The following is a 25,724-nucleotide window of genomic DNA, read 5'->3' on the forward strand; positions in this document are numbered from 1 at the left end:
CGCGCCGCCCGCTCGCTCAGAATGTGCCGCCCAGCATCGCGAGCAGATTGTACGAACGACGCCGCGCGTTGCCGATGTCCACCTGCATGGCCAGCTTTGCGCGCCACGACTTCGCGGGATCGACGGTCAGCGCGACCGACAGCCGTTCATAGGTCGCGCTCCCGCCGTCGACGGCCGTGCTGATCGGCAGATCGGGCGCATAGCGCTGGGCGGTGACGAGCGTCCGGTTGTTGAACGCATCGTGCCGCAGGTGCGCTTCGGCGGACAATTCGCCGAAGCGCAGCCCGATGGTCGCGAGCGGGGCGGCGAAGCGCACGCCCGCGCCTGCGCTCACGCCTTTCAGCCGCTGCACGCCGACGTTTTGCACGAGGATCGGATCGCCGTCCTCCGCGTAGCCGCGTGCGACGAGCTGCGTATAGCCGACGTCGGCGACCGGACCGAGCCGCGCACCGCCAAGCGAGAACAGATACCCGGCCTTGACGAGCCCGCCGAAGTCGAAGCCGTTGGTGGTCGCGCTGATCGAGCCCGCGAGCGCCGCGCTGCGGTTCAGCCGGTATTGGTTCCAGCCGGCGCCGACATACGAGCGCACGAACAGGCCGGCGCGGTCGAATGCGTGGTAGAGGCCGAGCCGGTATGCATGGATCCCGATTCGCCCCTGCCCGCCCGCGATCGAACCGTTCGCGTTGCCGCTCGAAAAGAGCGTGCCGGCTCTCGACTCGGCGGACAGCCGGTACTCGGCGCCGATCGAGAACAGCTCGACGTCGCTGTCGAACGCGTCGATACCGGTTTCCGCGCCGTGGAAGTTGCGCGTATAGCCGACGTCGGCGAACAGCGACAGCTTGTCCGACAGCGCAACGCGCCGCGGACCAGGCGGCCCGCCGTCGGCGCTGCTCAGCGCCGACAGCGCGCTCGCCCGTGCGACATCGAGCCCCAACGCCGGCGCGGTCGCGATCGCTGTCGGCGCATTCAATTGATTCGCGATGTAGCGCGCCATGTACTGATGCACGCTCGTCATCATGTGCGTTCCGTCCGCCGTGAGGTAGGTGTTCTGCAGGTCGACGGAGCCGCCACTGCAAGAGGGCACGTTGCGGCACTGCACATCCGGCGCATCGTTCAGCCCGTATGCGGACGGATTCCGGCGCATCTGGTTCAGGAGAGACGACACGTCGAACAGGTGAACGTTTACGCCCTGTCGCGAAAACTGCACGAGATCGGCCGGCAGCTTGTTGTTGTAGTCGACGTATCCCGGCCGCGAACCGTTGGCGTCGTTCAGGTTCAGGATGACGAACTGACGGCCGCCGATCCCGATCAATCGCTGCAGTTGCGCATTGACGTTCGACAGCGTGTACGCGCTCATTTGCGCGATGCTGGTCGGCCGTGGCACGCCCAGAAACGGCTCGATACCGTTCAGGCTCGCCTTGGTCAGATCCTGGTCGTTGGTGCCGATCCAGATCCCGACCACGTCGTCGGACCGCAGCCGCGGATGGGCGGCAATCAACTGATCGACCTGGTCGACGAATCCGGGCAGCGTGCGCCACGTCGGACGCGCCGCGATGATGTTGAGATAGCCGCCGTGGCCGCTCAGCGCGCCGTTGATCGCGTAATCGTCGTCTGGCGAGAACCGTGCGCCGATCAGGTCCGGCAGATATTCGGCCCACACCGGGCCGTTCGACGAACGGCCGTTCCGAAAAATCGTCGACGTGGCGTTGGGCAGGATGCCGGTCAGCCTGACGACCCGGCCATTGTCGGTCAGGCTGTCGCCCAGCGCGTAGAATTCGCGGGCGGAGGCTGCGGCGGGCATCGCCAGCGCGATGCCGAGCGCGATCGCCCCGATCGGACGTGTCTTCTTGGAATGGATCTTCATTTGGCGGAACGCCGTCCTCGATATTGGGAATGCATGTCGTCCGAGGCTCGTGAGCGAGCCTTTCTCGTGTTCGAAAAACCGTTGAAAGCCAGCGGCCGCGCGGTACGACCGCCCCGCGCGGGTGCGCTTGCCGCTCAGCCGGCGAAGGTGGCCTGGAAGCGCGCGGCGAACCGAACGATGTCGATTTCGGCATAGTGATTGATGCCGGGCGCAAGCTTGCGCTCGCCTCAGCAGAGCGTAAATGCCAATTCGTAATTCGCCTCTGATTTTCGAACCACTTATTATCGACAACGCTTGTTCCCGTCATGCGGGAAATCGTGTTTGACGAACACGATCCGCCTCGATGATCGCGATATGTCTCGGCCGTTTCGGCCTGATCCCGGCGCGCAAGGGAAGACCGTGTGCCCCGGACCGCTTGCCGCGACGATGGCGTCTTTCGGAAAATATCGCGCTGCTCCGCTTAATCGACATGCATTTCGAGAGCGAAATGCTTTCACACTGTCGATCAACCATCGCCGACTTTGAATACCAATGGAATAACTTCGGCATTATTGCCAATAATCGACGGGACAGCCAGGCGATGCCGTTTCGGAAACGTCGCCGCACTCGCGTGTCACGCTGTCATTTGACGCATGTGTCGAGCGTTCATCGGCGTGGCCGGGTGATCCATGCACACGCCGTACGCGTCAGTGGCACGGCAGGGCCGCGACGCGGCAATCGAGAGGCCCGCTGACACGCCCGCCTTGCCGGCGCCGACACGAACTTTGGCGCAGCGGGCTTCGAGGCAACGCGCCGCGTCGATCGCGTGACGCCGCATACGGTGCAAAACGATGACCGCGCCGGCTGGTCGCTCGGCGATCAGCCGGCACGCGACACGCTGGTCCGGCTGTGCCCCAATCGACGTAAGCGCAAAGGCATCGAGCGGAACTTTGGTGTGGTCGAGGCAGGACGGTCGGTCGAATTCGGCAGGCGACGTATCGGGGTCGCGAGCCAGTCGAGCAGTGGTTCTTGTTGTGATTCGCGGCCGACGACCTCGCGCGGATGCCACCGTCCGACGATGGAGACTCGCCCCGAGCTCGTCGCCGGCTCCAGTCGCGCTCCGAAAAGCCAGCTGTTCGTCGCACACGCCGCAAGCCGCCTGCGCCAACGCGAGCGGACGTACGTCGCTGCCAGTCGAGCAACTCGGCAGGGCCTGACGACGGGCCGCGCGATGGCCGACTAAGAAAAAGCCCCGCAAGTCCGAGAACTTGCGGGGCTTGTTCCGCCATTTCTGGCGGAGACGGAGTAATTTGGCGGAGAGAGTGTCCCACATTGTGAAATCCAACAACCTCCAGTGAGTTCCAAAAATCCTTTCGGCTCAACGCTCTAGCGAAGTTTCGGGTTGCCATTCATTCCGCAAACATCCGGGCAAAGCCAAGGGAAGCCAGGAACCATTTGATAGTCGCTTTGTAAGTCAGGAGGTTGTGTATGCGTATGCTCAACAGGCTAACCGCGGTGCAAGTCGCACGAGCAAAGAAGCCCGGTTTCTATTGCGACGGTGGCGGCCTTTATCTACAGGTTACCCGAACGCTGGCGAAATCGTGGCTGTTTCGTTACATGCGGCGCGGCGTGCCTCGTGGCATGGGCTTAGGCCCGACCCACACCGTGTCACTTGCTGACGCTCGCATCAAGGCACAGGAAGTCCGACGGATGCTGCTCGAGGACGTTGATCCGCTCGAAGCGAGAATCGCGAAGCGTCAGTCAGAACGCCGCGAGCGCAAGAAGTCGCTCGCTTTCCGGGACTGCGCGAACCAGTACATCGAAGCGCATCGCAAGTCTTGGAAGAACGAGAAACACGCGGCCCAGTGGAGCAGCACCATCGAAGCCTATGCCAATCCGGTCATCGGTAAGCTCATGGTAGCTGACATCGAAACCGATGAGATCGTGCAGGTGCTGGAACCCATCTGGGCCGACAAAACCGAAACTGCCACCCGCCTTCGCGGGCGTATCGAGTCGATTCTTGCGTGGGCAACTGTGCGCGGTTATCGGAGCGGCCCCAATCCCGCCCGCTGGAAAGGTCATCTGGACCACCTTCTAGCGAAGCCGTCCCGCCTTCGCAAAACGAACCACCACGCAGCCCTTCCCTATGCCGAAGCGCCCGCTTTTATGCAGCTCTTGCGGCAACAGGAAGGAGCCGCCGCCCGCGCATTGCAATTGGTCATCCTGACCGCGAGCCGCACGAACGAAATCATTGCCGCACGCAAATCAGAATTCGACCTGCAAGCGAAAATCTGGACGATTCCTGCTGAACGCATGAAAGCTAAGCGTGAGCACCGCGTTCCGCTCTCTTCAGCCACGTTGGAATTGGTCAAACCGCTGATCGACTTCGGCGCCAGCGAGTTTCTGCTTCCAGCCAGCAAGGGGAACGGGCACCTGTCCAACATGGCTATGCTGCAGCTGCTGAAGCGGATGAAGCGAGAAGATTTGACCGTTCATGGTTTCCGATCCACCTTCAAGGACTGGGCTCGTGAGACCACCGACTATGCCCGCGAAGTCTCGGAAGCAGCACTTGCCCATATCATCGGCGACCAGACGGAAGCAGCATACGCACGCGGCGACCTGTTCATGAAGCGCGCTGGCCTGATGCAGGATTGGGCCAACTATCTCGGATAGCAATCATCGTCATTTGAGGGGCGGGCGGCGTGATCGCCGCTCGCTTCATTCCCTCACGCCCAAACCCTTCGCATTGCGACGCCGGCGTTTCCCGCTCCAGACTGCTTGCGATTATCGGCCCCTGCGTCGATTGCCCTCCCGTTCCTATTCGATCAGCAAAGCACGCATGCGCTATCGGGAATAGCCACATCAAAACCAGTACACCGAGCAGCGAATTCGTCCATCACAGACCGACATCATAATGGCGCGATGATTAGACCGTTCGCTCTAATGTATCCCGGATAGTCCCGTCGCGACAGACCGTCATCGATGTCGCGATAACGTGTTTTCCGAATAAACATTTCGTGGAAACTCAGCTTGCCTGCGACTCTCAGCGGTGAAGTTCGCCCCAAATTCGTGCGAGCAACTCCGGTTCTTTGAACTCGCTCACAGTGCACGCGACATCGGCGAATTAGATAGAATGATCCACTCTGGAAACGCTTCCTTCATTCCGTGTCGGCATCGCGCAATACCTAGGGTTCGATGAGCGTCATACCTGTCGTGCAAGGAGTATCTGTGCATCGCTGAAGTCAAGAAGGTAGAAAAATGGATAAGACCAGACATAAGCATACGAGGGCTTTAAATCTCGCGGTCCAAGTGATCATCAGACCGCGCATTCCTAACCGGCTCATATCCCACAATTTGGGCAAGCGCATCGATTCGAATTCCGTTCTTGCGCAAACGAGCGAGCAACCTGTTTCCGTAGTGTCACGCGCGGGATCAGGCATCCGCTGTGATTCGCTCCCGGCCTACGAGCGACAGCGCATCGGTCCATAGCCACTCCACATCCCTCTGCGGACCTCTCCACGTGCTCCCGTTCCGCGGCAGCACTATAGGGTCGTGCCGCGCTCCGGATTGGTGACGGTATCGCGCATCGGTTTGCCTTCCCATACCAGTCACCCCCAACCCGCGCCACCGAGCGCCAAGGAGTGACTGCTATGCCGCGTCTCATCGAGCCCAACGCGCCTGCCGACGAACTCGTCGAACACTGCATCCTCCGCCGCAAGGACGTCGAACGCCGTACCGGCTTCAAGCGTTCGCACATCTACAACCTCATGCATCAGGGCAAGTTTCCCCGAGCGATTCCGCTGGGCGCCCGTGCCGTCGGCTGGGACTCGCGGGAAATCGATCAATGGATCGAAGAACGCAAGCAACAACGCGCTTGACGACTCGCACAAGGTGATAGGCCATGCTTGTCGTCTCCCTGATTTCCACCAAGGGCGGGGTCGGTAAAACGACGACGGCCGCCAATCTGGGCGGCTTTGCCGCCGACGCGGGACTGCGCGTGTTGCTGCTCGATCTGGACGTGCAACCCACGCTATCGAGCTACTTCGCCGTGAAGGCGCGCGCCGAGGCCGGCGCCTACGAATTGCTCGCGTTCAACGACACCAATACCGACCGGCTCATCTCCCGCACGGCGCTCGACCGGCTTGATCTGATTCTGTCCAACGACGATCGCGGTCAGTTGAGTTCGCTGCTGCTGCATGCGGCCGACGGACGGCTTCGCCTGCGCCATCTGCTGCCGGCGTTCCGTCCGCACTACGACCTGCTGCTGATCGACACGCAAGGCGCACGCAGCGTGCTGCTCGAAGCTGCCCTACTCGCGTCGGATCTCGCGCTGTCGCCCGTCACACCGGAGCTTTTGTCCGCCCGCGAATTCCGGCGCGGCACGCTGCGACTGCTGGAGGACATCGCGCCGTACCGACACCTGGGTATCACGCCGCCGCCGTTGCATCTCTTGATCAACCGCATGCCCGCCGTATCCCGCAACGCACGACTCATCCGGCAAACGCTGCGCGACCTCTTCGTGGCACGTACCGATGTGCGGGTGCTTACCACCTGCGTTCCCGCGCTCGAAGCGTATCCGCGCGCGTCCACGCTGGCGCTGCCCGCCCATCGTGTCGAACATCGCGCACCGTCCGGCCGTGTCGCGCCCTCCGCACTCGCCACGATGCACGCGGTGAGCGACGAGCTCTTTCCGGCCTGGCGCGAGCGCTTCCAACAGCTCGCGCTTCGGCTGGCGCCAGCGACGCCATCGCCATCCACCGTGGACAAGGACTGACGTCCATGGCCGCGCTCACGCCCGACGACATGGCCGCGAAGCTGCTCGCCGACGGCTTCGAGCGAAACGGCCCTGTAGCATCCGCGCTGACCGACCCGATCGCCGACACGCCGATGGTCGTGACGCTGGATCAGTTGCGCCCCTACGAACTCAATCCGCGCGTGACACGCAATCCCCGCTACGACGATCTCAAAGCGTCGATCCGTGAGCGCGGACTGGATGCGCCACCAGCAATTACGCGCCGGCCGGGCGAGACGCATTACATCATTCGTAACGGCGGCAACACACGCTTGGCGATCTTGAACGAGCTGTGGACGGACACGCACGACGAACGGTTCTTTCGCATTCCATGCCTGTTCCGTCCCTGGTCGCCGCGCGGCGAGATCATCGCACTCACCGGCCATCTCGCCGAGAACGAATTGCACGGTGCGCTCACCTTCATCGAACGTGCGCTCGCGGTGGAGAAAGCCCGCGAGTTGTACGAGCAGGAAAGCGGCGGCCCGCTGTCGCAATCGGAACTGGCCCGACGGCTCACCCACGATGGCTATCCCACGCCCCAGCCTCACATCAGCCGCATGCAGGAAGCGGTGCGGTATCTGCTGCCCGCCATCCCGACCCTGCTCTACGGCGGACTCGGCCGACCGCAAGTTGAAAAGCTCGTCGCGTTGCGTCGCGCGGCTGCACGCACGTGGTCGCAACGAGACGGCGAGGAAGCGGATTTCGCCTTGTTGTTCCAGGACGTGCTCGCACTCTTCGACGGCGACGTTGCCAGCTTTGCCGTGCAGCGCATGCAGGATGAATTGATCGGGCAGATGGCCGAACGGCTCGGCGTGGATTACGACGCGCTGAGCCTGGACCTCGCGGAATCCGAGACGCGGCAGCGCGCCCTCGCCCGGGAACCCGCCGCACCACCGGACACCGCTTCGCCTCACGCCCGAAAAGGCTCACCTCCGCCCGATGCAAGCACACCTTCTCCGATGGCCGGTTCCTCCACTGGCGATGCCGCGCCCCCACCCATAACGCCCTCGCCCTCGACACCGACCAAGCCACGGCCATCGTCCGTGCCGAACGACGATGCCGGGTCCGTGCAGCAGCACGTCGTATCGCCAGCGCTCGACACCGGACGATTGCAAGCGCTCCGACAACTGGTCGCTGAGCATACCGGCGAGGACACGCCGTCCGATTTCGCCACGACCGTGATTCAGGCCGTACCCGTGCAGGCGGGCGGGCTCTATCCAATCTCGGACGTATGGGTTATCGCGCCGAGCCTCGACGATCCACAACCGCTACGTACCCACATCGCGCAACTCGCGCGCGAGATCGCCGCCGAGGCCGACATGGATGCTTGCGTGGTCGCGACTGACCACGGCATCGGCTACCGCATCGACGATACCAGCACACATCGCACGTCACCGTTACCGTTTTTTGCGCGTGCGGTGCGTGGACTGCTGTTCGCCCTCACGGTGGTGGCCCCGGACGTTCCGGCCGCCTCGACGGAGTCGGCCTTGGCCAGTCTGCACCTGGCCGACGATCTGGCTCCCTTGCTGCTGGGCGGCACGCTCGCGCACCCGCTGATGCGTCTGAGCGATGCTGCTCTCGTGAAACTGTATCGACTGGTACGTCTCGCCCGCCGCCTGCACGACCATCTCCACGCTCCACCCGGCGCAGCGGAAGGCACGCATGGAGCCTCCTGATGTCGACACCCCACCCCTTGAACCAGGCCGTGATTGCCCAAGCCCTGCATGATCTTCGCCACGGCCAACTGCGCCGTTGCAAAGCCATGGGCTTTGGCGACGACGCGCTCGAAGCGCTGAAGCACCCGGAGATGGTGAGTCTCCTGGTCAATGCGTCGGTGGCTTGGTGCAAGGTACAGGTCAACGTCGACGTCTTGCGTCGCTTGCTGCATCAGGCCCGCGATGTCGAACAGGAAATCGAAACCGTTGACCGCATGCTCCGGCTGGGTGCGAGCACGGAGATGGTCAGCCAGTTCTATGGCCTCACGCATCAGGAAGTCGCTCTGCGTCGCGACATGCTCGGTATGCCCAAGCGCAAGGGCCGTTGGCCCGTCCTCAGCGAGGCGCAGGAGAAAGCGGTGTGGGAACAATGGCAACCGCGCATCAAGGCCGAAGGCGTCGATCCACACGACGACATGGCGATGCTGGAGCTGTGCATGGACACCGCCGAAGCCTTGAATCTGCCGATGGCGGTCCTCTGGAACGTCATGCAGGGGTGGGTTGCCGAAGGGCTCGTATAGGCCATGGCGGCTCGCCCTGCCGACCCGTCTGGCAAGCCGACGGCACGGTCGGGTGACGCCGTTCTGTTCAGCGGCAACCGCCATGAGACCGTACCGCGCGCGCTCTTTCTTGATCACCGGCTGACGCCACTCGAACGCAACGCGTGGCAGGTGATCCGAATGCAACTGCAGCGCGACGGCATCACGACGTTTCCCACCTACGACGAACTCGCCCCGTATCTCACGTCGATGCCCTGTACGAACAAGGCGTCGTCAGAGACGGTCGCCCGCGCCTTGACCATCCTGCGACTGACGCGATGGCTGAGCCTCGTCCAGCGTCGCCGCGACAAATCGACTGGACGCCATCAGGGCAATCTATACGTGCTGCACGACGAACCGCTGTCGCCCTTCGAAGCCATCCAACTCGACGTGGAATATCTGGATCTCATCAGCCGCGCGCTGAGCCACGCGAGCAAAGCGATCCAATCGATCGGCGATCGCGTCCTCGAGGAACTGGCGACCGATCCGCTGCTATCCGGTTGCGTCCTGCCGACGCGGTTGCAGATCATCACGCAACGATTGACGCAACAGGGTCTGCACGACGATACCGACGACACGATCGACGACGCAGCGCCGCAGACGCCCAGTTATCCACAGCACGCATCCGAAGACGGTGGCGCACACCGTCTTCGGATTTACGATGAACGGCCTTCGGATTCCGAACACGGTCGAAAACCCGCGCCAGAAGACCGTCTTCGGAATCCGAACGCGGACCGTACAGTACGTATAAACCCCTCTTCTAATACACCTACTCCTGTACCGCGCGCGCGTGACGCGTTGCGTCTGCCGGCACGCTTCGCGACATTGCGCGCCGAGCAGCAAAACGGCGCCTTGGCGGCGCTGCAACAGGTCGATCCGTCCCTGCGCCAGGCGGTGCTCGACGAATGGCAAGCGCGACTCGAGTCGCACGCCGTACGCAAGCCCGCCGGCTATCTGTTCGGCATTATCGGCAAGGCGCTGCGCGGCGAGTTTCAGGCGTGGTGCGCACCATCAAGCCATTCACCTGCCTCTACACCACCGGCCATCCCTACGCCGAGCGCGCGACCGGTCGATACCAACGTCGTGCAGCAACACCTCGCGCACCTTCGTGCACTCTTGCGCTTGCCACCGGACGATGCTGGATGATCAAACTGGCCCGCACGCGTTCCATCGCGAACCACGGGCGGCTATACCACTGGTATAGCTTTGCGGGTGACGAGGCACACCCATGCCGATGGCTCCGCATGACCCCTTCGCACCGCCGACGTTCTGTCGAGGCAACGCCCATTCCATCGTGATCCGCCGAAGGCTATACCACTGGTATAGCTAGGCAAGCCCTGCCGTCCCGTGCATGTTCCGGTACGCGTTCTCACGTTGCCCGCGCACGCCGGTCGGCGCGCTCTCCGGTACTGGCATAATGGCCCCGTCAGCGGGGACGCCCCGGTTGCCATGGCAGGCACCATGACATTGCTTCGCGCTCTCCGTCTTCATGCCTGTCGTCACCACGCGCCCCACCCCGGATCTACGCGAGGCAGGCCTTGAACAACACGAACGACGAACCTCTGCGCGTCCTGCGGTTTTGGCGCGACCTGGAAATCTTCAATATCCCGACCACTCCGACGGCGAAGGACAATACGCCGCAAATCAAGGTCACCACACTGCGCCGTCGCGGCCCGCAAAGCACACTGCCGTGGCATCGCGAAGAATTCGCACCGACCGAGCCGCACGCTTTCCTGCATGTCGTCTACGTGGGCGTGGCCGATGTGGAGGACCTCGCCCGCCTGGTGTTGCGCGGCATCCTGCCCAACGATGACCTCAGCGAACGCGAAATTCAGCGCGTGAGCGGCCAGGGGTGGCTGGCCGCCTTCGTCGTCAACGAGCACGGTGTGCCGCTGCCCAGCAGCTACTTGGCGGCGAGCTACGCGCACGGCGTCGACGCGTTTCGCGAGACCGGTACGCTGGAGAACGTCAACGCGCGCCTACAGCGTGCGCAGGAAGAGTTCGCGCAGCGCTGCCATCGCCTTGCGCCGGCCAATGAAAGTGACGACACCACGGCATCCTCATCGGGCACAGCGCTGCGATGGGAGGACCTCGAGGCCGAGCGTGACGTGGTCTGTGCGCTGCTCGGCGAGGGCGCAAAAAAAGCCACGCTCGACTGGCGTGTCGTCGTGCGCACCAGCCGGATCAAGCACAGCAAGCTCAAGGACAATCAGGAAGCGGCCACCGAATTCCTCAATTCGTTCTACCTGGACGATCTCGACCGCCTGATCGATCGCGCCGAAAAGCAGCAACCCTTCGGCGCCGCCCTGACCCGCTACCTTGGCGCGGCCATCAAGCCCGAAGGACGAATCGACATCCTCACCGAACACGCCACCATGGCGCAGTTGGTCAGCGCCGCGCACCTGCCGTCCGCGCGCTGGCCGGCGTCTTCCAAGTACCCATTGGTGCTCGCCCAACAGGCTGCCGTCGCGGAGGTGTTGCGCACGCTGAGCCCGGACAGCGGCATCCTCGGCGTGAACGGCCCGCCCGGCACCGGCAAGACCACGCTGCTCTGCGACGTGATCGCCGAGATCGTCACGGAGCGCGCCAGGCGGATTGCCACACTCGACAAACCCGCGGCCCTGTTCGAAGAGCCGCTGCAGATGGCCGGCATGAAGTTTTCGCCGCTCAAGCGCGCCGTGATCGACGGCACCTCCATCGTCGTCACCAGCAACAACAACAACGCCGTCAAGAACATCACGCAGGAATTGCCGGCCCGTGCCAAGATCAGCCGCGAATTCGAACCGGTCGCTTACTTCGACGAAGTGATCCGCGAAATCTTCCGTGCGCAGAAAGTGCTCGACGACGAAAAACAGCCCATCGATGGCTGGGGCATCATCGCCGCCGCACTGGGTAACGTCGGCAATCGGCGATCGTTTGCCGCGGGTTTCTTCCGTGACGAACGCAAGGCCAAACCGTCGACAGCCGCTGCCAACCCAGCGACCGATGCGCCGGACGATGACGGCGATGACGCGGCGGAAGCGACAACGACGAACGATCCGATCCAGCTTGCCGAACCCCGCGACGATCGTCCGCCGACGATGAAGCAGATCCTGGAGAAGGCCAACAAAGATTACCCGCGCTATCAGGCCGAATGGAAAGCCGCGAAACGCGCGTTCCTCGATGCGCACGCCGAGGTCGAAAAGCAGCGCGCCGTGTTGGTGGCCGCCGAGCGAGCCGCACGCGAGCTGGATCGCAGCCGCATGCAACGGGAGACGCTCGAGGCATCCCTCCAAATCGCGACGGACACGGTTACGGCGAGTGAACAGTCTCTGGCCGCGTCGCGCGCACAGCAGACCGACCTGCGTGCGCTGATGCAAAGCCATCAGGCGGTCCTCGCGCAGTGCGAAGCCGCCTATCTGCCCTCGCTCTGGGATCGCCTGATGCGATGGCTCGGCCGCGAAACGCCACGCATGATCGCGCGACGCCAGGCACTCGAGGCCCCGACGCGTGCACTGAGCGAAACCACCGCAACGCTCAGCGCACTCAGCCGCGAGATCGCGCAGTCGGAGACCACCCTTCGGCGTGAGCGTGAACGGCATCAAGCGCTATCGCGTGAGTTCGCCGCCTTGATGCGGCAGTGTCACGCCCACCAGCAGGCGCTCGATGCGGGCTATGCGACCGGTGCGAAGCACTTTCCGACTGATGCGTTCTGGTCCTTGCCCTCTGACATCCGTCATCGCGCGAGCATCGCAGTCAGCGCCCCACTCGATCATTTGCGTGCGCGGCTGTTCCTTGCCGCCGTCGAACTGCATCGCGCCACGATCCTCGCCAACGCCGGCAAGTTCATCGGCAACCTGCGCGTCGTGAACGGGATGCTCACCAACACGCTGCAGGACAAGTTGCCCGCAGATCAACGGCCGCTGCTATGGGACGTGCTCTTTTTCGTGGTGCCCGTCGTGTCCACGACGCTCGCCTCGTTCGATCGGCTGTTCGTCGGCATGGAACAGGACAGCATCGGCTGGCTACTGATCGACGAAGCGGGCCAGGCCACGCCGCAATCGGCCGCCGGCGCGATCTGGCGCAGCCGTCGCGCGGTGATCGTCGGCGATCCACTGCAAGTCGAGCCGGTCTTCACCGTACCGTTGCGCCTCACCGAGGCGTTGCGTCACCGCCATCAGGTCGATTCAGCCTGGTCGCCCGCTGACGAGTCGGTGCAAACGCTCACCGACCGCATCACGCCGTTCGGTTCCTGGGTCAGCACGTCGGCCGACGACACCGGCGGCGATACGCGCATCTGGACCGGCATGCCGTTGCGCACGCATCGACGCTGCGACGATCCCATGTTCTCGGTCGCCAACCGCATCGCCTACGCCGGCCAGATGGTGCAGGGGCGCGTCGATGATGAAGGGCAACCGCTTCCCACGCCGTTTTCCTGTGTCCTCGGTGACAGCGCTTGGTTCGACGTGGCATCCACGCGCGTACGCCATCCCGTGTCAGAAGACGAGTTGGATGTGCTGCGCCAGTGCCTCATCGCCCTTCGGCGCGAGCCGGCGCGTGGCGAGGACAACAAGCCTGCCCGCGTCTACGTCATTTCGCCGTTCCGCAAGGTGGCGAACGCCTGTAGCGATCTCGCGCGACGTGGGAAATTCGACGGCATCGATGTTGGCACCGTCCATACGTTTCAGGGCAAGGAGGCCGCGATCGTCTTCCTCGTGCTGGGCACGGCGCCCGGCCAGCAAGGCGCAGGCGCTCGCGCGTGGGCAACCGGTGCGCCGAATCTGCTCAACGTCGCCATCACCCGCGCCAAGTGCCGCCTGTACGTGATCGGCGACACGCAACAGTGGGGCGGACTGGACTATGTCAGCGAGCTGTACGCCGCACTGCCGGTGGTGCGTCTACCGTCCAGCACGCAACCCTCCACGCCGGCGGAAGACACGCCCTCCCTCTTCGACGCGTAACGCGCGTCGCACGCATCCATCGATAGTGGCCGTGAGCTATACCAGTGGTATAGCTCACTCCGTCGTGTGCTTCGTCGGCGCTAATCCGGCCGCCGCGCCATGCCCTTTGTTCACTGACGGCCTTCCCAGCGATCGTCATCGTGACACCCGTCCTTCCTCGCGACGAGTGTCCCCATGGCGAACGAACCCTCCTCCCTGCAACTGAATCTCGGCGCGCTGCGCAGCGCGATGCAACTGACGCTGCACACGCACCACGCCGCGCGTATCTGGCACGGACGCGCCGCGGCCGAAGGACGACCCGGCATCATCGGACTCAGCGGCTTCGTCGCGATCATGAACAAGATGAAGCGCGGCGCCGAACAGGACGATCCGTATTCCGACGGGTGGATGCTGCGCATCGAGGAGAAGCTCACGCAGACCAAGGCCACCTTGCAAACACTGCGCGAACAGGTCGATCAGGCGCTGGCCGACGTGCCGCCCGCGTTGACGCTCGGCGACAACCTCAACATTCAGCCGGTACGGCTGCCGCTCTTCATCAACGCGCAACTCGGCTTCATGGCGGTGTATCTGCTCGCCGACTACGACGATCTCGCGCGGCGCCTGATCCTGGCGCACCACACCGCGATGATCGATCGCCGCACGCTGGAACGTTGGCTCAACGAGGGCGCGCACGCGCTGCGCAGTCTTTTCAGCCTGGCCCAGCAATACCGCTACTCCGGCACGCAGCGCGACGACTTCGCCGCAAACAATGCTGCAGCGCGTGCTGCGAGAGAGAAGTTCGGCGAGTTGCCGCAGGACGTGCTCGAAGGCACGCGTCGCTCGCGCTTTGCACCACCGATCGTACGTCGCAGTGGTCTGGCGCAGCGTCCGGCATCCACCGCGATCCCAACGGAACCGGCTGCGGCAACCGCAGACGATGATCATCATGCCGACGATGCGGAGGCATCGTGAGCAGCATGCACGAGGACGTCGGCGCATCCCGTCGCTTTGTGCCGCTGGAACAGGCAGCCTTCCAGCGGCTGGAACACGCGGCCTACCTAAAAGGCCTTTTAAAACCTTTTAAAGGTAAGGGGGATCTGGACGTCTGGGCCAGCCAATGCGAGGCACTGCGCGACGCGCTCATCGCGCTGGCCGAACGCACCCTTCTGCCGCAGGCGCGTCGCCCACCGTTCGATCGACTGCCGATCTACCTGGCCCAGCAGACCACTGGCGCAGGCACGACCTTCCTGCGCTGGCGCAACCTCGACCGGTCCGCGATGGGTGTCGCGCTGTGGGATGCACTGCTCGACGATCTCCGCGCGCCGGCGGCGCTGATCGACGACCTGTACGCGATGGAGCTGCAGCGCATCGCACTCAACATGCAAATCAGCCTGCTCCACACCCTCGCCCGCCAGGCGCATGCCGGCGCCTCCGCGATGGCGCACGCCGATGACATCTACCACCGCCGTGTCGCCCGACAGGCCCACTCCAAGGAGTACCCATCATGAGCATCCGCTTTATTGGCGAAGGCAACATCGGCTCTGCGCCGGAGTTTCGCGAATTCCCACACGGCAATGACGATCCCGATCGTCTGCTGCGCCTGAACGTGTATTTCGACAACCCGGTTCCCGTGAAAGACGGATACGAGGATCGCGGCGGCTTCTGGGCGCCGGTGCAGCTGTGGCACGACGAGGCCGAACACTGGGCCACGCTCTATCAGAAAGGCATGCGTGTGCTCGTTGACGGCCGCATCGTGCAGGACAAGTGGACCGACAAGGACGACAACCCGCGCGTGACTTTCGTGATCGAAGCGCGCTGCGTCGCGATCCTTCCTTATCGCATCGAGGCGATTGCGCTCAGCCCCAAACCGGGACGGGACGCCGATCACGACGATCGGACAGACGCACCGGACGAATAGTCCTCCGTCGCTATACCCGTGGTATAGCTGATGCCTCGCGAGCGCCTGCGCCAAACGACTGGCGCTCGCCGTGCGCCAGTGGCGCGTACCATCCCCCAATGCGGCCACTCGGCGATTCCGTTTTCGGCTCTGTCTTCGCGTCGTGCACTGCCATCGTCATCACCGTCATGGTGATGGATCGAAGGTGTCGCAATGCGCCTCTTCCTGTGTGAGAAACCATCGCAGGGCAAGGATATAGCCCGCGTACTCGGTGCGAAGCAACGCGGCGATGGTTGCTTTCATGGCAATGCCATCACGGTCACCTGGTGCATCGGGCATCTCGTCGAAGCGGCCGAACCCGAAGCCTACGGTGAGCAGTACAAGCAATGGTCCATCGATCAGTTGCCCATTCTTCCCGATCCGTGGCGCATCGAGGTTAATCCGAAGACGGCGGCACAGTTCACCATCGTCAAGGCACTGATCGCGAAGGCCGACGAACTCGTCATCGCGACCGATGCCGATCGCGAAGGCGAAATGATCGCTCGCGAGCTCATCGCGTTGTGCAGTTATCACGGTCCCATTCAGCGCTTGTGGCTGTCGGCGCTGAACGACGCATCGATCCGGCAGGCACTCGGCGCGCTGCGCCCCGGCTCCGAGACGATGCCGCTCTATCACGCCGCACTGGCCCGCTCGCGCGCCGACTGGCTGGTCGGCATGAATCTCAGCCGCCTCTTCACGGTACTTGGGCGGCAGGCCGGTTACGACGGCGTGCTGTCGGTGGGCCGTGTGCAAACCCCGACATTGCGCCTGGTCGTCGATCGCGATCGCGAGATCGCGCGCTTCGTACCGGTGCCGTTCTGGGCCATCGAACTGGCCCTTTCGTCACATGGCCAACGCTTCACCGCGCACTGGCAGGCGCCGGACGGCAGCACCGATGACGCCGGGCGTTGCCTGCGGCAGCACGTGGCACAAAGCGCCCACGCGACGCTTCAGAACGCGCGCGACGTCGAAGTCATCGCCGTCGACACCGAACGCGTACGCGAAGCGCCGCCGCTGCCGTTCGATCTCGGCACCTTGCAGGAAACGTGTTCGCGGCAGCTTGGACTCGACGTGCAGGAAACGCTCGATATCGCTCAAGCCCTCTACGAGACGCACAAGGCGACGACCTATCCGCGTACCGACTGTGGCTATCTTCCCGAAAGCATGCTGGTGGATGTGCCGAACGTTCTCATCGCGCTGGTTGCCACCGATCCGTCGCTGCGCCCGTTGATCGCCACACTTGATCCGACACAGCGTTCGCGTGCATGGGACGACGGCAAGATCACTGCGCACCACGGCATCATCCCGACGCTGGAACCGGTGAATCTCGCCGCCATGTCCGACACCGAACAGGCTGTCTACCGGCTGATCCGCGCGCATTATCTGGCGCAGTTCCTGCCGCATCACGAGTTCGACCGCACCGTCGCGCAGTTCTCGAGTGGGCCAGAACGACTGATCGCCACCGGCAAGCGGGTTGCAGTAGTCGGCTGGCGCAGCGTGTTGAACGAGTCAGCATCGAACGATGGCGAAGGCGACCACGACAACACGCCGCGCAGCCAAACCTTGCCGGCGCTGGCGAACGGTACGCGCTGCGCGATGGAACAGGTCGAGCTCAAGGCGCTCACCACGCAGCCACCGCGCCCGTACACGCAAGGCGAACTGATCAAGGCGATGAAGGGCGTCGCGAAACTCGTCAGCGATCCGCGCCTGAAACAGATCCTCAAGGACACCACCGGCATCGGCACCGAGGCGACGCGTGCCAGCATCATCCAGGGACTCATTGCCCGCGGCTATCTGCTCAAGAAAGGTCGCGCCGTGCGTGCATCGGATGCTGCGTTTACGCTGATCGACGCGATCCCCGCCGCGATTGCCGATCCCGGCACCACCGCAATCTGGGAACAGGCGCTCGAACGCATCGAGGCGGGCGACCTGACGCTCGACGCGTTCGTGACGCGGCAGGCGACGTGGATAACGCAGCTCGTGCAGCAATATGCGCAGACGACGCTGGTAATCAAGTTACCGCCATCGCCACCCTGTCCGCTGTGCGGCAGCGCGATGCGGCAACGCACCAGTCAGCGCGGTCTATTCTGGTCCTGCACGCGTTATCCCGATTGCAAGGGCACCCTGCCCATTGAAAAGTCCAAGACGAAACGTCGTGCCGCAGACACATCCCGCCGTGGCCGCTCCTTCGGTCACGACGACTGACACGCATTCCCCCTAGCCACCGACCTTCTGCGAGGTGTGCGCACGCCGCGCGCGTGCGAAGGTACTCATGTCTCCAATCCTCTGGAATACACTGATCCTGTTTCCGGCTCGCCCGTCGACGGGTCGCCTGACCGCATGCGGCGCGTGCGGTCAGGCGACCCGTCGCGGTCGCGTCTGATCGCCGCCGGCGCCCACCGGCGAACCAACGGGCCCCCTTTGTGCGCGGATGTGCGCCAGCACGTACCGGCTCTCGCCACGATACGAGCCGGGTGTATTGCTGCGAACGAACGACAGGCTTACGGCAGCCGCGCGTCGATCGCAGGACACTGTGGCCATTTCCTCCAAGCCGGATAGCTACGCGTCCGGCCCCCTACTCTCACATCGACGTGAGGTACGACACTCTGCTCGGCGCGCTCTCACACCCTCTTTACAGGACTATTGCTCGAGCAGGCTGATTCGCTCAACGAGGCGCAGAACCAGTTCATCGGCGTCATCGTTCTTGACGTTATGGCGCCCGTGCGGTTGTGGAGCGACCACCAACGTGATATCTGACACCGACAGAAATTGCGCGTAGTTGCTTTCTGTCGCCGCCCCGGCGGTCAGGCATGCCTCTTTGCCGAGTTGGGACGCCAACAAGCCGCAGTCACCGCACACGACGGCTCGCTTGCTGCCGTATCGTTCGTCCGGCGCATAGAAGGATCGGTCCGACAGGACGAAGCTCCAATCGCCCTTCTTGGATTTGCGTACGGTTTCAAGCTTGGTGCGATTACACGTCGGACAGCGCCACGCGTCATCCACCGCCTTCCAGTGCTTGGCAAACGTGACCTTGGCCAGATAGCCGATATCTTCGTCACGCGGTCGCAAGCGCGAACGTTTATGAGCCACACGCCGCCACGCACTCACATCCTCGGGCGGAGGCCGACGTTTGTCGCCGGCCAATTCGTAGATGGCACCCGGAACGCCATATGCGCTTTGAACATACTCGGCATGCTGACGCACGTTTTCCGCCCGCTGCATGTACGGGAGTTCCTGATACCAATGCGTGTTGCTTGCCGCAATGCTTGCGATGCGCTCGACGATTTTGAGCCGCAATGCAAACGTCTGCTCATGACCATGCCAGATCCGCGCCGCCTCCTTCACGTCGACCTCGTGAGGACTATTAGGACGCGGGCGAACGAATCGCCGGATTTCCTGTGGGGAGTACGAGAAGTCTTTGTGGGTACCCACGGCAGCCTTGGCGGTAGGGTCGGCCGCATTGCAGTCGTCACATATGAAGGCGTTGTCATAGGCCGACACCATCTGCGAAGCACGCGCAGCAAAGCGCTTCGCGAATTCGTCGGCGACGATGACCTTCTGCGCCTTGCATTGACGCTCGAATTCCACCTTGACGAGATCCTTCATGTGGTCGTGATGCTCGACCAGCCGGCACATCAGGTGTCCGTGGGTGTTCAGACGAACGATCTCCGGCTTGGATCGCCCGCAGGCTGGGCACGTCCACTCCATCGGGGTGCACGCCCACCCGAAGGTCATATCGACGCTCTCCGCGCCAAAGCGTTCGGCAAGCGTGCGCGTCAACGGAGACATGATGCCGTCCAGCGACACGGCGCCACTTGCTACGCGATCAAAAAACCGTTGCTTCGCCTCCTCGTAAGAGGTCTCGCCATCTTCTAGGTCCATCCGATTTTTCCTTCCTGACTGAGCGTCGGCTCTTTCCCCGTTCGTTCCCATCGAATACTGACGACGCACAAGTGTACAGGGACGGCCGCTGACCTTTCCCAGCCCCACGGCCATCAATGCGTCTGCTGCGGAATGCCCATTCCTGGTCGCTCGTCATGATCAACTGCTTCATGTTCATGCCGTACGCGGTCGATCCCCTCGACCTGTGCCCAGGCAGCCGATGGTCTTCAAGGCTGCGCTGCGTGTCATCGCAGTGACTGTCCGCCAGTCCGCTTCGCATCGCTCGCCGCGGACGCTCATCCCCACCGGATGACGATGCTCGTGGTCCCTCGACCGGATGTCACTGCTTCCCGTCGGGATGGGTGGCTGTCCGCTACCCCTTGAAAGGAGTGCTTCATGGCTACCCCGTATGTCTCATCGTGCTCCACCCCGCTGACGAATCCGCACTTCGGTGCGCTCGCCTGGCGATACACCGGCAAGCGATTGCCGTTGCATGTGCTTCGCAGCGTCGCCGGCTACTACATCGGCACCGCGGATGACGAAGGTCCCATCTCGCGCGAGTCCGTCGAGTATTTCCCGACACGCGATCTCGCCGAACGCGCGTTGGTCGCCAATTGCTGGACCCAACGCTTTGTTCCCTGACATCCCGTCGAGGTAATCCATGCATCCGAACCATCACGATGTCTTTCGTACACTCGCGGAAGCTGAAGCTCGTGAACGTAACGCGACCGAAGCGTTCTTTAACGCCTGGAAGCACGGCGTGGAGCTGGCCGGTGCGCGGTTCTTCGGCCAGGGCACCCGCGAGGCGTTCGATCTTGCCCTCACCAAATGGGATCTATGTCCCAACCTGCGATTGATCAAAGCAGCCATCGGTCCGATGAGTTCCGGCGAAAAAGTCTTTCTCGCCGCGATGGTGAGTGTCTACGACGCGCGCGATGGCGGTGCGCTGCTGCGCCGCGTTGGCGTCCACGGTCTGTCCGATCTCGGCGGACTGGATGCCGAGCGGCGTGAGGTCATCGCTTCGCTGCTTCTGCATTACGCCGGCTGGTAAGGCGTTTTCGCGCCGCGTCCCGTGGCGTGTCATCCCCGGGCCTGCCCGTCCATGCGGACGATCGCAGGCCTTTCTTCCCTCATCGGGTTTCCATGCCCGATGCGGGGATGGGAATCCGCCTTTCATCCTGGAGGTCCCCATGGCCGATCACCGCAATCCCTTTCATCGCGGCTATTACGCACTGACTGTTCGCCGCGTGCTCTGCATCACCGAAGACGATCACGACCGTCTGCCTTGCTATCGTCCCTTGCATGCTTCGCAGGCGCACCTGTCCGACGATGATGTGCAAGGCAACCTTTGCATTTTCTGCGACGACTATGGTCTCGTTGCCGATAAGCTCTCGATACCTGAAGCGTTGGAAATCCCGTGTCGACGATTCGGCATCGTTCGCAACGTCGTCTACGAAATCACCGGACGACTCGGTGACGCGCTGGCGCATGTCGGTGATGTCTATTCGCTCGAAGCGGCACAGCGCACGATCGAACAGATCCGTTTCGACACCGGCGTCTTCAGTCGGTGCTGGGAAATCAGCAGCCGTCATCTGAGCGAGGACGGCTGGCGCTATCTCACTCGCTTGGCCGATGCCGGTCAGCCCAGCGGATTGCTGGTCGAAGCGTTTCGCGTACCCGCCAACCACGCCATCGGTTGCAAGCTGATCGCGACGCCATGGACCGATGAACACCTGCGTGCGGTGGGCGTGCAAACGGCCGCCGAACTGCGCGAGGAGCATCGCGAAGCGCGTATGCCCGATACGCTGATCGATCTGCTGCATCAGGCCGGCGAGGCCGACGTGCGCATCCTGATCTTCGATGCGGATGCACGTCCGCTTGACGGTCTTCCGTTGTTCGCCTTCTGAACGGCGTTTCCCACATCTTTCTTTCCCGACGCGTTCGCGTCGTTTCTCCCCTGGGGGCGTTCTGCCCCAAAGGGGCGGCGTCCCTGGGTTTCCTCCCCCTTGTTCAAGGAGCTTCCCCATGGACCATGCTTTCCTTCGTACCCAATTGCAGGCGCTCGTCGGCCCCTTCCTTCCTCGCAACGTGCGGTCGTTCAACTTTCGCATCTACGACAATCAACCCCCCGTTTCCGCGCTGGGTTTCGTGATCGATCCGCAGCCGTTCGAAGGCAAGGTCATTGCCAAGACCGACCACGCCATCATCGTGCAAACCGCACGTGCCCAATTCGCCGTCGTCGATCGCCAACTGGCCAGCCACGATCCGGAGGAAGGCGTCAAGGTCGCGGTCACGCCGTATGCACGGCACCACTTCGACGGTACGCGCCTGGATGCTCCCGTCGAAGAAGTCCGTCAAACGACAGGCGGCCAAACCTACACCGTCCAGTCCGTCATCCTCGGTGGCGCGACGACCAAGTTGCCCCTTCCAACGCCGCGCTGTGTGGAGCTGGCGGCATTGATCGAACAACTGGAGCAGTTACCGGCACCCGATCGCTTTCGCCGTATCAGTCATTTGCTGGTGGATGCCGGTGCCCGCGATTTCGTCTGCGTCGATCCTGCGCCGGACGACACCACGCCACCGTCGATCGCGTTTTCAGTCACCACGATGAAATTCGACGGGCGAGTCACCATGCTCTACGACCGCGGGCTCGACGCTTACGTCATCGAGCTACACCGGGACGGTACCGTGGTCGACCGGATCGACGAAGTCTATGTCGACATGCTCGGCGGAGTGCTCGAACGGCTGATCGATGACGGACATTGGAGAGCCATTCGCATCGATGTCCTGGCCAAGCCCTCGCGCAAGCGGTGTGCATGATCGCCGCGTCAGCTAGGCCATCACTCTGGCGGGCTTTCCTCGAATGAGGAAAGCTCACTCCCCGTTCCCCTGCCGCGCATGCCGCGGCATTCCATCTCATTTTCAAAGGAGTCTGCGCCATGCTGCGATTCACGGCTGCTGACCTACGTCCCGTCCTTTTCGAGGCACGCGCGCACCAATGTTCCGTCTTGCTGGTCAAGGATCACGGGGTTTATTTCTTGGCCGAACACGGCGAAGCCGATCCGTCGGGCTATCGACGTTACATCGCCTATGCACTGGAATGCAATCCCACCAAGGTTGCATTCGATACGTGGTACGACCGTGCGCACGATGAGCTGGGCGGCGATGATTTTGCCGAACACTTCGATGCGGACCACCCGCTGTTCGTACGTGTTGTCAATGACGGCTACGACCTGACGGTTCGCGCGACGTCCAGCCACCTGCTGCTGGAAGTCGTGGAGCCGTCCACCAACGCCTAACCTTCCTAACACCAACCTCTCGCATCGAAGCCCCTCGCAACCCGAGGGGCTTCTTGTCATATCAAGCAACTGGAGAAGTTGCAGGGCCCGATTACTTTCGCTGAATCAGTCTCAATTCGTTGGCAATCCAAGCTTGTCAAAGAACGCCCTGTTTCGCTCGCGGGCAGCATTGAGCAAACGATCGAACGAGATGACTTCGATATACGCTTTGTAGTTATCGTTGAATCCGAAATAGCCTTGCCGGTCACTCGTCACCCGCAGCCCCAGGAGCTTGCAACGTCGCTCCACGGAAGGCGTGATATCGCAGATGGCATAGCAGAACCCAGGGATTTCCTGCGACTTCGGGATAGGACGCCCGCTTGCAGTTTTTGCGCCTCCGTCTCGAATGCGCTCCAAGTAGCCCAGCGCTTGCTCGACGGGATCTTTATCCTCTCCAGGACCGGCATCATCACGCATTGGCCGCTTGATCTCGACGATCACGATCGAAGCCAACGGCAACCGGTTGTCGTCAGAGACGAGTATCGGCTCATCAAACACATTCAATAGACAAAGATCCGGCTCTTTCGATTCGGTAGCGTCTGTGATCGGTATGGAGGACAACGGCTTGTCCGATGCGAGGAAATCATGAAAAGCCAAACGCTCGTCGATCAGCCAAAGGTTGCAGCTATCCAACTTGACGTCGTTTGACGTCTTCCTCAGCGGCATGATGAGTTCGTGAATGAGTTCCTCTTTTGCATACTTTCCGTCCTCTCCACGTTCAATTGCCTTCTGAAGAATGTCGAGGATGACTTTCCTGTGGAACACATAGTTCGCCAGGTCGGACCTTTTTATGTCGTCGGCTTTTTGAAGGTAGGCAGCAAGCCTCGCACGATAGTCGTTGCTCGATTCCTCTTTGCTGAACTGCATGATGGCGTGCCCTTCGGACAGCAGCGCCCCTTCGATCTCTGACAATTGCTTGTGAAGCAGAAGATCCAAATCTTTGTCAGAGATATCCGGATCGACAGCAAGCTTCTCCTCAGCAATACGGCTCAAGATGGGACGGTAACGAGGCGCCCGAAGCGCCACGAACTGCTCGACGCGCTCCTTCCCCGCTTTCAGACTTTCCTGCAGGTACTCGCTCAAAAACTCTTTCGCCGCATTGATGACCACGTCCCGGATGTCTTCTCGGCTAATATCGGTTTCCGAGAACAGATCCTCACCGGCCTCATCAAGGTCAAATCCAATGCGCTCCGGACGAACATGCTGATCAAGAAACTCGGAGGTCACATAGCACGCGTAGATAAACTCGCCGGTCTCGTCCCTTATCCGACCATGCAACCCAGCGATCTTTCCGGCAATACCCTCATCCTCTACGACGCGTCCGGCTGCGCACCATGCAATGAAAGGCTGCCTCGGTGAGGTGAACTTGAGCTTGAGATGGATCAAGTCAAAGCTCTGCCCTTTCAGATCGACCGTTTGACGTCTTGAAGACGAGAACATGCACTCCTGATAAACGTCCTCGAGATCGATCAGTTCGCTACCATCCTGAACCTTTATGCGCGGAGCACCGCCCTCCCGAACAAAATACCAAAGGCAATGCTCGAAGAGAGCATTGGCTATCGTCCGGGCACTCTTGGGCGATCGGTCACGATAGATTTGCTTGAAGCCATCCAGATGCACCGACGTCTTGCGCTCCTTGGCTTCCGGAAGACCGGCAAGCTCTACGTTATCGACACCGTGCGTCGTGTTGAACGTGAAGGTTCGCCGCTTGAAAGCAGTATCGGCGTCCATGAAATCGCTGGAAATGCGGACTCTATCGAACGCCTTCAGCCATAAAAGTCGACCGACGCCCCTGCAGCCCTCGCTGGCCTTGTAATCCGAATCCAGTGTCTCAAACGATTCCAGGTTCTTTGCGTCGAATCCAATACCGTTGTCGATTACGCGAAAACCTGTGATGGGCTCCGTCGGTGGCGCCCCTCGTTTGCTTTTGTTGCCATCGAAATTGAGGGAGGCTTGCGGCAACCGCACGATCTCGATCGTGATCTCCCCGACAGACGGGTCCTCATGGAGCGCGGCGATCCCTTGAATCGAATTGACCACAGCCTCGAATAGCGGCAGCAAACCGTGACTACGTGGTAGAGGCGTATTGCGCAACCTACCTCGGAGATAGGTATTCATGCTCATGGTTCGGTCCCTCTCGGAGCAAGCAACCCGTATATTCGGCGCATTGTCCTCGCATTCTAACAAGCCTGCTACCGTTGACTGATCGTCCGCCTCGACTTTGGCTGGGTCACACCATCGCCGATGTCATATCGTCGCATGGGGCGTTCCGTTCATCGCTGGCTTTCATGCCTCGAATGAGGTCCTCCCGCCAAACGCATTTCTGGTCGCCAATACGCGCGAGGTCCGCCACGCTCGCCCCATGTCCCGCTGCATTGTCAGCGACATGCCCAGGTCGCCCCGATCTTCAAGGCGACGCCGGAGGTTTCCACTCCGTTGATCGAACCCGTTCGCTTTCGGCATCCACGCGCGAACATCCATCGGATTCGATGGCGATGCCACGGTAGTCCATCGGGATTATGTCGTCCCTTTCTTTCACCCACGCGGGGGTACCACACCTCCCGCGGGATGGTGTGTCTCCGCATCAGTCATCAGGAGATTCACCATGACCACGTCGTCAAACGAAAAGACTTAGAAGCTGTTGCGAAATTAAGTTTCGGGTCTGTTAACTTTTCCGACTTGGTGTTAACTTCCTGTCTTGTTTTGCCTGACAGGAAGCGATGCCTAAAGAACTTGTAGACGACAAATTGTGGTCACTCA

21 protein-coding genes are annotated in these 25,724 nt (G+C 62.1%); 18 read left to right on the plus strand and 3 right to left on the minus strand.

The genetic code is table 11. The features are described 5' to 3' along the window. Positions 1 to 16: 16 nt before the first annotated feature. Complete coding sequence (locus WS62_RS00110) at positions 17 to 1,864, minus strand: autotransporter domain-containing protein (protein ID WP_066566120.1); 1,848 nt, start codon at positions 1,862 to 1,864, stop codon at positions 17 to 19. Between the two features lie 343 nt (positions 1,865 to 2,207). On the opposite strand from WS62_RS00110, the gene WS62_RS35740 reads away from it, so the two are divergent. The 13 genes from WS62_RS35740 (at position 2,208) to WS62_RS00165 (ending at position 17,949) form a co-directional block, all read left to right on the plus strand. Beyond that, positions 2,208 to 2,597 carry a hypothetical protein gene (locus tag WS62_RS35740; RefSeq protein WP_156440816.1) on the plus strand — a complete coding sequence of 130 codons (390 nt, stop codon included), beginning with the start codon at positions 2,208 to 2,210 and terminating at the stop codon, positions 2,595 to 2,597. Positions 2,598 to 2,669: 72 nt separating this feature from the next. Further along, positions 2,670 to 3,086, plus strand: a complete 417-nt coding sequence (locus WS62_RS35745) for a hypothetical protein (protein ID WP_156440817.1) — start codon at positions 2,670 to 2,672, stop codon at positions 3,084 to 3,086. A gap of 245 nt (positions 3,087 to 3,331) precedes the next feature. Next, positions 3,332 to 4,516: a tyrosine-type recombinase/integrase gene (locus WS62_RS00115; RefSeq protein WP_066566123.1), complete on the plus strand. Its 1,185-nt coding sequence runs from the start codon at positions 3,332 to 3,334 to the stop codon at positions 4,514 to 4,516. A 977-nt stretch (positions 4,517 to 5,493) separates the two neighbouring features. Beyond that, on the plus strand, positions 5,494 to 5,721 hold the full coding sequence (locus tag WS62_RS00120) for a helix-turn-helix transcriptional regulator (protein ID WP_015601714.1): 228 nt from the start codon (positions 5,494 to 5,496) through the stop codon (positions 5,719 to 5,721). 23 nt (positions 5,722 to 5,744) lie between these two features. Next, the gene (locus WS62_RS00125) at positions 5,745 to 6,617 is read left to right on the plus strand and encodes a ParA family protein (protein ID WP_066566126.1); all 873 of its coding nucleotides are present in this window, start codon (positions 5,745 to 5,747) and stop codon (positions 6,615 to 6,617) included. Positions 6,618 to 6,622: 5 nt separating this feature from the next. Then, positions 6,623 to 8,311, plus strand: a complete 1,689-nt coding sequence (locus tag WS62_RS00130; RefSeq protein WP_066566128.1) for a ParB family protein — start codon at positions 6,623 to 6,625, stop codon at positions 8,309 to 8,311. Then, positions 8,311 to 8,871, plus strand: coding sequence for a DUF2857 domain-containing protein (locus WS62_RS00135; RefSeq protein ID WP_066566131.1), 561 nt, complete (start codon positions 8,311 to 8,313; stop codon positions 8,869 to 8,871). Before WS62_RS00130 ends, WS62_RS00135 begins: the two co-directional genes overlap by 1 nt. Before the next feature lie 3 nt (positions 8,872 to 8,874). Beyond that, complete coding sequence (locus WS62_RS00140) at positions 8,875 to 10,035, plus strand: STY4528 family pathogenicity island replication protein (protein WP_066566134.1); 1,161 nt, start codon at positions 8,875 to 8,877, stop codon at positions 10,033 to 10,035. 392 nt (positions 10,036 to 10,427) lie between these two features. Further along, positions 10,428 to 13,829: a DEAD/DEAH box helicase gene (locus tag WS62_RS00145; protein WP_066566137.1), complete on the plus strand. Its 3,402-nt coding sequence runs from the start codon at positions 10,428 to 10,430 to the stop codon at positions 13,827 to 13,829. Positions 13,830 to 14,003: 174 nt separating this feature from the next. Further along, positions 14,004 to 14,780 carry a PFL_4669 family integrating conjugative element protein gene (locus tag WS62_RS00150; RefSeq protein ID WP_066566140.1) on the plus strand — a complete coding sequence of 259 codons (777 nt, stop codon included), beginning with the start codon at positions 14,004 to 14,006 and terminating at the stop codon, positions 14,778 to 14,780. A 5-nt stretch (positions 14,781 to 14,785) separates the two neighbouring features. Next, positions 14,786 to 15,316, plus strand: coding sequence for a DUF3158 family protein (locus tag WS62_RS00155; protein ID WP_066566176.1), 531 nt, complete (start codon positions 14,786 to 14,788; stop codon positions 15,314 to 15,316). After that, a complete protein-coding gene (locus WS62_RS00160) occupies positions 15,313 to 15,726 on the plus strand; it encodes a single-stranded DNA-binding protein (protein WP_066566143.1) in 414 nt (137 codons plus the stop codon). The genes WS62_RS00155 and WS62_RS00160 overlap by 4 nt, the downstream gene beginning before the upstream one ends. A gap of 192 nt (positions 15,727 to 15,918) precedes the next feature. After that, a complete protein-coding gene (locus tag WS62_RS00165) occupies positions 15,919 to 17,949 on the plus strand; it encodes a DNA topoisomerase III (protein WP_066566145.1) in 2,031 nt (676 codons plus the stop codon). A gap of 435 nt (positions 17,950 to 18,384) precedes the next feature. On the opposite strand, the gene WS62_RS00170 is transcribed toward WS62_RS00165, so the two are convergent. Further along, positions 18,385 to 19,626, minus strand: a complete 1,242-nt coding sequence (locus tag WS62_RS00170) for a hypothetical protein (RefSeq protein ID WP_066566152.1) — start codon at positions 19,624 to 19,626, stop codon at positions 18,385 to 18,387. Positions 19,627 to 20,022: 396 nt separating this feature from the next. Between WS62_RS00170 and WS62_RS00175 the strand changes: the two genes are divergently transcribed. The 5 genes from WS62_RS00175 to WS62_RS00195 all read left to right on the plus strand — a co-directional run bounded on the left by WS62_RS00175 (position 20,023) and on the right by WS62_RS00195 (position 22,925). After that, positions 20,023 to 20,268 (plus strand): hypothetical protein, encoded by a 246-nt coding sequence (locus WS62_RS00175; RefSeq protein WP_066566155.1) that lies wholly within the window; start codon positions 20,023 to 20,025, stop codon positions 20,266 to 20,268. Positions 20,269 to 20,287: 19 nt separating this feature from the next. Next, the gene (locus WS62_RS00180; RefSeq protein ID WP_066566158.1) at positions 20,288 to 20,677 is read left to right on the plus strand and encodes a hypothetical protein; all 390 of its coding nucleotides are present in this window, start codon (positions 20,288 to 20,290) and stop codon (positions 20,675 to 20,677) included. Positions 20,678 to 20,816: 139 nt separating this feature from the next. Beyond that, the gene (locus WS62_RS00185) at positions 20,817 to 21,533 is read left to right on the plus strand and encodes a DUF5983 family protein (protein WP_066566161.1); all 717 of its coding nucleotides are present in this window, start codon (positions 20,817 to 20,819) and stop codon (positions 21,531 to 21,533) included. 118 nt (positions 21,534 to 21,651) lie between these two features. Then, entirely contained in the window at positions 21,652 to 22,446 is a 795-nt protein-coding gene (locus WS62_RS00190; RefSeq protein WP_066566165.1) for a GTPase, read from the plus strand. 119 nt (positions 22,447 to 22,565) lie between these two features. Further along, complete coding sequence (locus tag WS62_RS00195; protein ID WP_043294188.1) at positions 22,566 to 22,925, plus strand: DUF3085 domain-containing protein; 360 nt, start codon at positions 22,566 to 22,568, stop codon at positions 22,923 to 22,925. Between the two features lie 111 nt (positions 22,926 to 23,036). Here the strand turns inward: WS62_RS00195 and WS62_RS00200 are convergent, their stop codons facing one another. Next, on the minus strand, positions 23,037 to 25,082 hold the full coding sequence (locus WS62_RS00200) for an ATP-binding protein (protein WP_231748160.1): 2,046 nt from the start codon (positions 25,080 to 25,082) through the stop codon (positions 23,037 to 23,039). Between the last annotated feature and the right edge of the window lie 642 nt (positions 25,083 to 25,724).

This window comes from Burkholderia sp. ABCPW 14, from assembly GCF_001523835.1.
GTDB lineage: Bacteria > Pseudomonadota > Gammaproteobacteria > Burkholderiales > Burkholderiaceae > Burkholderia > Burkholderia mayonis.